7 protein-coding genes are annotated in these 9,966 nt (G+C 73.4%); 6 read left to right on the top strand and 1 reads right to left on the bottom strand.

Translation table 11 applies throughout. The annotated features are described in order from the left end of the window. Positions 1–7 precede the first annotated feature (7 nt). Positions 8–1,345, bottom strand: a complete 1,338-nt coding sequence (locus ABZ857_RS18745; protein ID WP_357044470.1) for a glutamine synthetase family protein — start codon at positions 1,343–1,345, stop codon at positions 8–10. Positions 1,346–1,497: 152 nt separating this feature from the next. Between ABZ857_RS18745 and ABZ857_RS18750 the strand changes: the two genes are divergently transcribed. The 6 genes from ABZ857_RS18750 to ABZ857_RS18775 all read left to right on the top strand — a co-directional run bounded on the left by ABZ857_RS18750 (position 1,498) and on the right by ABZ857_RS18775 (position 9,687). Beyond that, entirely contained in the window at positions 1,498–2,286 is a 789-nt protein-coding gene (locus tag ABZ857_RS18750; RefSeq protein ID WP_357044497.1) for an FCD domain-containing protein, read from the top strand. Between the two features lie 44 nt (positions 2,287–2,330). Then, on the top strand, positions 2,331–3,191 hold the full coding sequence (locus tag ABZ857_RS18755) for a hypothetical protein (protein WP_357044472.1): 861 nt from the start codon (positions 2,331–2,333) through the stop codon (positions 3,189–3,191). 60 nt (positions 3,192–3,251) lie between these two features. Further along, a complete protein-coding gene (locus ABZ857_RS18760) occupies positions 3,252–6,776 on the top strand; it encodes a protein kinase (protein WP_357044474.1) in 3,525 nt (1,174 codons plus the stop codon). Between the two features lie 78 nt (positions 6,777–6,854). After that, the gene (locus tag ABZ857_RS18765; protein ID WP_357044476.1) at positions 6,855–7,049 is read left to right on the top strand and encodes a hypothetical protein; all 195 of its coding nucleotides are present in this window, start codon (positions 6,855–6,857) and stop codon (positions 7,047–7,049) included. 38 nt (positions 7,050–7,087) lie between these two features. Next, a complete protein-coding gene (locus ABZ857_RS18770) occupies positions 7,088–7,807 on the top strand; it encodes a hypothetical protein (protein WP_357044477.1) in 720 nt (239 codons plus the stop codon). A 92-nt stretch (positions 7,808–7,899) separates the two neighbouring features. Further along, positions 7,900–9,687: an ABC transporter ATP-binding protein gene (locus ABZ857_RS18775; protein ID WP_357044479.1), complete on the top strand. Its 1,788-nt coding sequence runs from the start codon at positions 7,900–7,902 to the stop codon at positions 9,685–9,687. The last annotated feature ends 279 nt before the right edge of the window (positions 9,688–9,966 follow it).

A 9,966-nucleotide genomic window follows, 5' to 3' on the forward strand; every position in this document is an offset into this window, starting at 1 on the left:
ACTATCTTCACAGCCGTTCGAACCCCCGATAGAGCTCCCAGTCGGTGACCGCGGCGTCGAAGGCGGCCAGCTCGACTCTCGCGTTGTTGGCGTAGTGCTCGACCACGTCCTTGCCGAACGCCTCCTCGGCGATCGGCGACCTTTCCCACAGTGCCAGGGCGTCGCGGAGCGTGGCGGGCACCCGCTCGGCCCCGGAGTCGTACGCGTTGCCGCCGAACGGCTCCTCCAGCTCCAGCCCGGCGTCGATGCCGCGCAGCCCCGCCGCGATCATGGCCGCGACCGCGAGGTAGGGATTGACGTCGCCGCCCGGCACCCGGTTCTCGATCCGCAGGGAGGAGCCGTGGCCGACCAGCCGCAGCGAGCAGGTGCGGTTGTCCACGCCCCACTTCACGGCGGTGGGGGCGAAGCTGCCGGGCACGTACCGCTTGTAGGAGTTGACGTTGGGCGCGTAGAGCAGGGTCAGCTCCCGCATCGCCGCGAGCTGCCCGGCGACGAAGCGGCGCCCGGTCTCCGACAGCCCGTACGGCTCGCCGCCCGCCATGACCGGGGTGCCGTCGGCGTCCCGCAGGGAGATGTGGATGTGGCAGGAGTTGCCCTCGCGCTGGTTCGGCTTGGCCATGAACGTGATCGACCTGGCCTCCTGGGCGGCGATCTCCTTGGCGCCGTTCTTGTAGAACACGTGGTTGTCGCAGGTGGTCAGCGCGTCGGCGTACCGGAAGGCGATCTCGTGCTGGCCGAGGTTGCACTCGCCCTTGGCCGACTCGACGTAGAGCCCTGCGCCCTCCATGCCGAGCCGGATCTTCCGCAGCAGCGGCTCGATGCGGGAGGTGCCGAGCAGCGAGTAGTCGACGTTGTAGAGGTTGGCCGGGGTCAGGTCGCGGTAGCCCCGCTGCCAGGCCTGCTCGTAGCTGTCGTCGTACACGACGAACTCCAGCTCGGTGCCGACGTACGCGGTCCAGCCGCGTTCGGCGAGCCGGGCGAGCTGGCGGCGCAGGATCTGCCGGGGGGAGGCGACGACGTCCGAGCCGTCCTCCCACACCAGGTCGGCCAGCAGCAGCACGGTGCCCTCGTGCCAGGGCACCCGGCGCAGCGTCGACAGGTCCGGCCGCATGACGAAGTCGCCGTAGCCGCGCTCCCAGGACGACATGGCATAGCCGTCCACCGTGTTCATGTCGACGTCCACCGCGAGCAGGTAGTTGCAGCCCTCGGCGGCGTGGTCCAGCACCTCCTCCAGGAAGTACCGCGCCGACAGCCGCTTGCCCTGCAACCGCCCCTGCATGTCGGTGACCGCGAGCAGGACCGTGTCCACGCGGCCCGCTTCGACGTCATCGCGGAGTCGCTCCACGCTGAGCACGGTGCCTCCCGTCCAAAAGTCTGGAATCAGACCATTGAGGGCATGCAAGCACCATGTTCCCCTCGTCGTCAACAATGTCCTGGGGGTTTAACCTCGATCACAGGAACGGGGGGCCCGCGGCGACGGGTGGAGGGACGATGCGCATGGAGATCACCCCGGCGGAGGCGTCCGTCTCCGCCCCCCGGACTCCGGCCGAGCCCGCCCGGGCCGTGGGGATCACCGGCGCGGTGTCGCTGCTGCGGCCGGTGCGGGCGGGCAACGCGTTCGAGGAGACCGTCGAGCGCCTGCTCCAGGCCATCAAGCTCGGCGTCGTCCCGCACGGCGAGAAGCTGCCGCCGGAGCGCGAGCTGGCCACCAGGCTCGGCATCAGCAGGGTCACGCTGCGCGAGGCGATCCGCGCCCTGCAGGAGGCCGGCTACCTCGACGTACGGCGTGGCCGCTACGGCGGGGCCTTCGTCGTCTACCGGCCGCCGAGCCCGCGCAAGGGCGACCTGCGCAGGGCCGTCACCCGCATGGGCGAAGACGATCTCGAGGACGCGCTGACGTTCCGGATGGCCGTCGAGTGCGGGGCGGCCCGGGTGCTCGCGACCGCCGAGCTGAGCCCGCGGCAGCGGGAGACGCTGGCCGCCCGCCTGGCCGGGGTGAACGACGCGGCGCCGGCCGACTACCGCCGGATGGACATCGCGTTCCACCTGGCGATTGCGGAGCTGACCGGCTCGCCGCTGCTGGCCGCCGCCTGCGCCGACGCCCGGCTGCGGGTCACCGACCTGCTCAACGCGATCCCCGTGCTGCGGCCCAACATCGAGCACGCGGCGGCCCAGCACGCCGCCATCGCCGCCGCGATCCTGGACGGCGACCCCGAGGCGGCCGAACGGGCGGTGGCCGAGCACCTGGAGGGCACGGCGGCCCTGCTGCGCGGCTTTCTCGCCTGACCACTCCCGCCGCGCCGTAGCATCGGGAACCGGGGGATCGCTTGATGACCGACTGGTTCCATGAACGCATCGTCGAGGCGCACCGCCTGCCGCTGTTCTGTTTCTTCGTCGCGCTGATCACGGCGTTCGTCTTCACACGGGTGAACGTACGCCTGATCAGGGCGCGGGTGCGGTGGCTCGGCAACGTCAGCGTGGGCGAGATGCACATCCATCACGTGGTGTTCGGCGTGGTGCTCACGCTGCTCGGCGGGGTGGCCGGGCTGGTCCTGTCCGACGTGTCCACGGGGTGGTACTCCTTCTCCTCGGCCGTGTTCGGCGTGGGCGCCGCCCTCGTGCTCGACGAGTTCGCGCTGATCCTGCACCTGCGCGACGTCTACTGGCAGGAGGAGGGCCGCACCTCCGTGGACGCGGTCTTCGTGGCGATCGCGGCCACCGGCCTGCTGCTGCTCGGGCTGCGCCCGCTCGCCTGGAACGGCGCGGATGGCGGAGGCCGCTGGACGGCTCCCGCGTTCCTCTTCGTCAACCTCGTCTTCGCCATGATCACCCTGCTCAAGGGGAAGATCTGGAGCGGCCTGCTGGGACTGTTCGTGCCGCCGCTGCTGTACGTGGGGGCGGTGCGGGTGGCCCGTCCCGGCTCGCCCTGGGCCCGCTGGTGCTACTCGGAGCGGGCGAGGCGGCCCCGCCCGCGGCTGATGGCCAAGGCGATCCACCGGGAGGAGCGCTGGCGCCGCCCGGTCATCCGGGCGAAGATCGCGGTGCAGGAGTTCGTCTCCGGCCGGCACGACCTGCCCGCGCCCGCGCTGCCCGCCCGGCACCACCGGCGGCGGGTCGTCCCGTCGCGTCCCCGGCTGGGGGCCGACCACCCCGGGCGCCACTGGCGGTCGGGCGGGCCCCGCGCCCGCTGAGGGTGGTTCGCCAGAACCGGGAGACCTCCATCTGCGTCCAATCCCGGCGAGAGGTGATCGATGACGGGGACGCTGCTGCCCGAGGATCCGGAGCGGCTGGGGGAGTACTGGCTGTCGGGGCGGCTCGGCTCCGGCGGCCAGGGCGTCGTGTACGAGGCGTACGACGGTCAGGGCCGCCGGGTGGCGGTCAAGGTGCTGCACGGCGACGCCGCGGCGGATCCGGAGCTCAGGGAGAGGTTCGGGCGGGAGGCCGAGGCCGCCCGGCGGGTGGCGTCGTTCTGCACCGCGCCGGTCATCGCCGCCGAGCTGGACGGGCCCAGGCCGTACATCGTCAGCGAGTACGTCGAGGGGCGGAGCCTGCGCCGGGCCGTGCAGGAGGGGCAGGTCTTCGCCGGGGACGGCCTGCACCGGCTGGCGACCGCGATCGCCACGGCGCTGACCGCCATCCACGACGCCGGCGTCGTCCACCGTGACCTCAAACCCGACAACGTGCTGCTCGGCCCTGACGGGCCCCGGGTGATCGACTTCGGCGTCGCCAGGACCCTGGAGATGTCGCTGACCAGCACCGGCCTGGTGGCCGGAACGCCGACGTACATGGCTCCGGAGGTCTTCACCGGGCAGCGGGCAGGCCCTCCGGCGGACGTGTTCGCCTGGGGCGGGATCGTGCTGTTCGCCGCCACCGGCGCGGACCCGTTCCGGGCGGAGAGCCTGGGCGGGGTGATGCACCGCGTGCTGTCGGCCGAGCCCGACCTGTCCGTGCTGCCCGAGCCGCTCCGGCCGCTGGTCGGCGCCGCCCTCGTCAAGGAGCCGGCCGTCCGCCCGTCCGCGCGCGACCTGCTGATGGCGCTGATCAGCGGGGGTTCCCGGGTGGACACGGCGCGGCTGCTCGCGGAGGGCAGCCGGGCGGCGCGGGCGGTGCACGCGCAGGGCGAGCCCGACCCCGCCCTGGGCGCGCTCGCCGAGCACGCGTACGACGCGCTCGGCCCCGCGGAGCGCGACCTGGTGCCGCAGGTCTTCCTCCGGCTGGTCGCGGTGGGCCCGGAGGGCGAGCTCGCCACCCGCAGGGCGGCCGAGGACGAGTTGCCGCCCGGGTCGGGCGAGGTGCTCCGGATGTTCGCCTATGTGCTGACGCGCAAGGACGGCGAGGTGGGCCTCGCCCGCCCGGCGCTGTTGCGTGCCTGGCCCCGGCTGCGGGCCTGGCTGAGCGACGAGTGGGACGGCCTGCCGGTCCACTCCGAGATCCGCCTGCGGGCCCGGCAGTGGGCCGCGGCCGGTCGCCGTCCCGCCGACCTCATGCAGGGCGGCCGCCTGGACGCGGCCGTGGGCTGGGCGGCCACCGGCCGCCGCCGTCTCGCCCTGAACGCGCTGGAGCGCGAGTTCCTCGACGCGTCGGCCGCGCTGACCCGCCGGCGCGCCCGTGGCCGCCGTCTGCTCACGACCGCCCTGGCCGTGCTGCTCGCGCTGTCCCTCGCGGGCGGCGGCCTGGCGGCCTACCAGGGCAGCCGGATAGCCGCGCAGCGCGACCAGATATCCGCGCAGCGCGACCGGGCCAACGGCCGGGAGGCGGCGCTGCGCGCCGGGACCCTGCGGACCACCGACCCCACCGCCGCCATGCTGCTGAGCGTCGCCGCCTGGCGCCTCGACGGCGGCTCCGAGGCCCGGTCGAGCCTGATGTCCTCGCTCTACCAGCCCGAGATCGCGGTCTACCGGCCTCCGGGCGGCGGGCTGCAGGCGATGAGCCGGGACGGGCGCACCGTCGTTACGGTGTCGGACGACGGCATCGGCCTTCACGACGTGCGGGGTCGGCGCCTGCTGCGGCGGATCCCGGTGCCGGGCCTGCGCACCAACCCTCTGCTCGGCGTGTCGCTCAGCCCGAGCGGCAGGTATGTCGCGATGATCACCACGACCAAGGCGACGGTGTGGGACCTGGCCGCCGGCCGGGTCCGGGCCGCGCTCGCCGTCCCCGGCGCGCGGCCGGGGGGAGGGATCGGGTTCACGGACGACGAGTCGAAGGTCGCCGTGACGGAGGACACGAACGGCTTCGTCTGGGACCTCGCGAATGGGCGGACGTACGGCCGGGCGGCGGAGAGCGGCTGGCCCGACGACCTGCCGGTCGTGCCGCGCTCGGGACGGACGGCCGCACTGCTCGACCCGCTGACCGGCAGCCTGGACGTGCGGCGGATGCCCGGGCAGGACCGCGACCCCAGGTTCCGGGGAGTCTGCCCCGGAAGGCTGGGAACCGTCGCCTTCAGCCAGGACGGCGCGTTGATGGCCTGCGGAGGCCGCCAGATCACCCTCGTCTCGGCCGCGACGGGCCGGCGGATCACCGAGGCGGGGGACGACGACTGGCCCTGGACCGAGAGCGGGGCCAACGAGCCCGCCAACGCCATGAACGCCGGCCTGCGGTTCAGCGCCGACGGGCGCTACCTGGCGGGGTTCGCCGACAGGTCCATCAGGGTCTGGCGGGTGCGCGACCATCGGCAGGTGTTCACCTACCGGGCCGAGGACGACGTGGCGGACGTCCGCCTCGACTCCGACGGGCACACCCTGCGCTTCCTCCTGGAGGAGGCCGTGGTCAGCCTGGACATCCGGCCACAGGTCGAGCAGGTCCGGCCGCAGGGCCGGATCTTCCGCACCTGGCTGAGCCCCGAAGGGCGCTGGCTGGCGATCGAACCGGAGGAGTCCGGCCCCCTGGGGCTGTGGGACGTGTCCCGGCGGCGACCGGCCGGGTCACTGCCGGGAACGGCCGACTGGGGAGACGCGGTCTTCGACCGTACGGGCCGGACCATGGTGATCAGCAATGACACCCTCGATCGGGTGCGTGCCTGGGACGTCGCCGGGCGCAGGCCGCTGTGGAGCTACCGGGTGCCGCGTGGCCTCCTGGTGGGCGGCCACGCCTTCAGCCCGGACGGCAGGCGCTTCGCGGCCACGCTCGCGCAGGCGGACAACGGCCCGGAAACGCGGGGGAGTCGCCTGCTCGAGTGGGACGCGCGCACCGGTCACCTGCTCGTGAACGTCCCGCTCGACCGGCAGACCGGCGACATTGCCTTCGGCGCCGACGGGCGGACGATCGTCTGCACCGACGGGCGGATCCTGGACGCGGCCACCGGCCGGCAGCGGGGCAAGGCGTTCACCCCCTCCCAGTCCTTCGCGGTCAGTCCCGCCGGCGACCTGATCGCCGTGGGCGGCATCACCGGCCGGATCTTCCTCTGGGACACCAGGGGCCCGTCCCCCGTGCCGCCCACGCTGCACGGGACGATGGAGCAGATCGACGCACTGGCCTTCTCACCCCGGGGAGACGTCCTCGCCACGGTGAGCGAGCGCGGGACGGTGCAGTTGTGGGACGTGCGCGCCGGGCGGCGGCTGGGCGGAGCCGTCCCGCTGCTCTCCGACCTCGGCCTGACCTTGGCGTTCGGCGCCGACGGCAGGCGCCTGTACGTCGCCGACCAGATCGGGGACCTGTTCGAGATGCCCGTGGACGGGGAGCTCGTGGCGCGGCAGGTGTGCGTGCGGGCCGGGCGGACCCTGACGAGGGACGAATGGGCGCGCTACCTGCCAGGAACGCCCTACCGGGACGTGTGTTGATCGCTCATAGGGCATTTCGGCCGGTTCTGTGGGTATTTCACGCTATGTAAGAGCTGTTGGGGGGCGGGAGGGGCGGCAATGGAGTCTCGCGAGCGGTTCGTGTTCCAACGCATGGCGGCACAGCTCAAACGGGAGGCGGCCCTGCTGACGGGGGACCGGCTGCTGGCCGCGGAGGCACGCGGCGAGGAGGCCGAGGCCGACCTGTGCCTCACATGGTACGAGATCATGGACACCATCCGGGAGATCCGCCTGCTCTACGGGGTCCCGGGATGACGGATCATCACGGTGGGTGCGCGGGCGATACTGAAGTGGTGACCGCGTCTTCCGCCTTCCCGGCGCCCCCGTTCCACCTGCGCCTCATCGAGGACGCGCGGCCCGTCCTCGACCGGTACGACCTGCTTCTCGCCGGCGGCTACGCGCTGCTGGCGCACGGCTGTAGGTTGTCGCCGGTAAGCACAGCGCGGCCCGTCGACGACCTCACCTTCGCCACCGGCGGCGAGGCCCCGCTGGCGGAGATCGGCGCGGCGCTGGCCGAGGCGTTCGCGAGCACCGGCCTGTCGGCCGAGGTGTGCGAGGCCGGGGCCCGCATCGGCCGCGTCGTCGTCACCGACGAGATCACCGGCCAGTCGTGCGAGGTCGCCCTGCTGCGCGAGCCGCTGCGGGACCGCCCCGCCGACGTCGGCCCCTGCCGGGTGCTCGGCCTGGACGACGCCGTGGGCCTCAAGGTCCGGGCCCTGCAGGACCGCGGCCTGCCACGCGACTTCGCCGACGTGGCCTCGGTGTGCGGCCTGTACCCCTTCCGCCTGCTCGAACAGCTCGGCGCGCGCTACGACGACGAGTGGCGGGTGGAGGACCTGGTCCAGCGGCTGGAGACCGTCGACCTGCTGGCCGACGAGGCGTTCGGCGGCCTGGACGAGGAGGGCGTCGCCGCCGTACGCCGCTTCGCGTACGCCTGGGCGGAGGACATCAAGTTGCGCCGCGTCGACGACGGCGACGCCGAGTTCGACCTCGACGTCCCGGACGTGGACTGATCCAGGACGCGGAAATCCCCGCGCGCACCGGCGTTTCCGGTGAATTAGGGTCTCCGGAAGATCGCACGCCGGGTTCGCGCGAAGGGGGCTCCATGGCGACGGACGGCGACGGCCCTGACGGAGGGCGGCCCGCGCCGCGGCCGAAGGCGTCCCTGGGGGAGCGCGCCTCCTGGCGCGTGCTGCTCGGCCAGGTGCGGCCCCACCGGCGGGTGCTCCTGCTGGGCGGCCTGCTCAGCCTCGTCGGCAGTCTCGCCGGGCTCGCCATGCCGGTCATGGCCAAGCAGGTGATCGACGCGTTCGGCGCGGGCGGCGCGCTGGCGGGCCCGGTGCTCGGCCTGTCGGTCGCGGTCCTGGCCGGCGCGCTGATCTCGGCGGCCGGGCGGTTCCTGCTTGAGCGCATGGGCGAGACGATCGTGCTCGACTCGCGCCGGAGCCTGGTGGACCGCATCCTGCGGCTCACGGTCTCCGACGTGGACCGGCTCAAGCCCGGCGACCTGCTGTCGCGGGTCAGCTCCGACACCACCCTGCTGCGAGCCGTGTGCACGGACGCGCTCGCGTCCCTGGTCGGGGCGGTCTTCATGTTCCTCGGCGCCGCCGTGATGATGGCGATCATGGACGGCCTGCTGCTCGGGGTGACGCTCGCCGTCGTGGGCCTGGTCGCCCTCATGGGCGCGGCCATCGCCCCGCGCATCCGGCGGGCCTCGCTCCAGGCGCAGGTGGCGCTCGGCGAGATGAGCTCGGTGCTCGACCGCGCCCTCCAGGCGTTCCGTACGGTCAAGGCCAGCGGCGCGGAGGCGCGGGAGACCGCGGTGGTGGGCGCGGCGGCCGTCGAGGCGCGCGACCGGGGCGTGGCCGCCGCCGCGTGGACCTCGCTGGCCGGGATCGGCGCCTGGATGTCGGTCCAGCTCGCGTTCCTCGCGGTGCTGGGAGTGGGCGGCGCGCGCGTCGCGTCGGGGGAGATGGAGATCTCCGCTCTGATCGCCTTCCTGCTGTACCTGTTTTACCTGGTGTCCCCGATCGGCCAGATCATCCAGAGCCTCACCCAGATCCAGAACGGCCTGGCCGCGGTGACCCGCATTCAGGAGATCGCCACGCTGCGCACCGAGCCCGCCGCCGCACCCGTCGTACGGGCGGACGGCGAGCCCGTCGGGGTGACCTTCTCCGGGGTCGTCTTCCGGTACGGCGAGGACCGGCCGGTGGTCCACCACGACGTGACGTTCGAGGTGCCGGCCGGCGGCATGACCGCGCTGGTCGGCCCCTCGGGCGCGGGCAAGTCGACGGTGTTCGGCCTCATCGAGCGGTTCTACGAGCCGCAGGAGGGGACGATCACGGTCGGCGGGCGCGACATCGGCGACTGGCCCCTCGGCGAGCTGCGGGCCATGCTCGGGTACGTCGAGCAGGACGCCCCGGTGCTCGCCGGGACATTCCGGGAGAACCTCGTCTTCGGCGCGCCGGACGCGACCGACGAGGAGATCGCCCGCGCCCTCGCCCGTACGCGCCTGGACGACCTGGTCGAGCGGCTGCCGGAGGGATTGGAGACGCCGGTCGGCCATCGCGGCATCCTGCTGTCGGGCGGCGAGCGGCAGCGGGTGGCCATCGCCAGGGCGCTGCTGCGCAGGCCCCGGCTGCTGCTGCTCGACGAGGCGACCTCGCAGCTCGACGCGGTCAACGAGATGCGGCTGCGGGAGGTCGTGGCGGAGGTGGCGCGCGAGACGACGGTCCTGGTGATCGCCCACCGCCTGTCCACCGTGACCGGGGCCGACCGGATCGTGGTGATGGAGGCCGGTCGCGTGCGGGCCTGGGGCACCCACGACGAACTGGTGGCGGCCGACGAGCTCTACCGCGAGCTCGCCGCCACGCAGTTCCTCGTCTCGTCCTGACCGGCTGGCCCGCGATCTCCGCACACGCCGATGGCGAAGCCGTGAGCAGCCCTTACACCGCGCCACAGCTTCTTTCGACCGGGAACCGGGAAGTTCGGTGATGCGTAACCTCTCCTTCACCACCGCCCGGTTGCCGGAGCCATCGCGCGTGCGGGCGCGTCCGGTGACCCGGGTCGGAGGCGGGGCGCTCAGGAAGGCTGTCTCCGAATGGCCCGCCTCGGCGGCGATGGCGAGCATGGCCGCCTCATCCAGCCCGGCGGCGTCGAGCACCACCCCGGC

The organism is Microbispora sp. NPDC046933, from assembly GCF_040644635.1.
In the GTDB taxonomy this organism is placed as follows: Bacteria; Actinomycetota; Actinomycetes; order Streptosporangiales; family Streptosporangiaceae; genus Microbispora.

Bases quoted from the DNA above. Each gene is read 5' to 3' on its own strand.
- ABZ857_RS18755 (WP_357044472.1), top strand. From the start codon at position 2,331: ATGACCGACTGGTTCCATGAACGCATCGTCGAGGCGCACCGCCTGCCG.
- ABZ857_RS18775 (WP_357044479.1), top strand. From the start codon at position 7,900: ATGGCGACGGACGGCGACGGCCCTGACGGAGGGCGGCCCGCGCCGCGG.
- ABZ857_RS18760 (WP_357044474.1), top strand. From the start codon at position 3,252: ATGACGGGGACGCTGCTGCCCGAGGATCCGGAGCGGCTGGGGGAGTAC.
- ABZ857_RS18765 (WP_357044476.1), top strand. From the start codon at position 6,855: ATGGAGTCTCGCGAGCGGTTCGTGTTCCAACGCATGGCGGCACAGCTC.
- ABZ857_RS18750 (WP_357044497.1), top strand. From the start codon at position 1,498: ATGGAGATCACCCCGGCGGAGGCGTCCGTCTCCGCCCCCCGGACTCCG.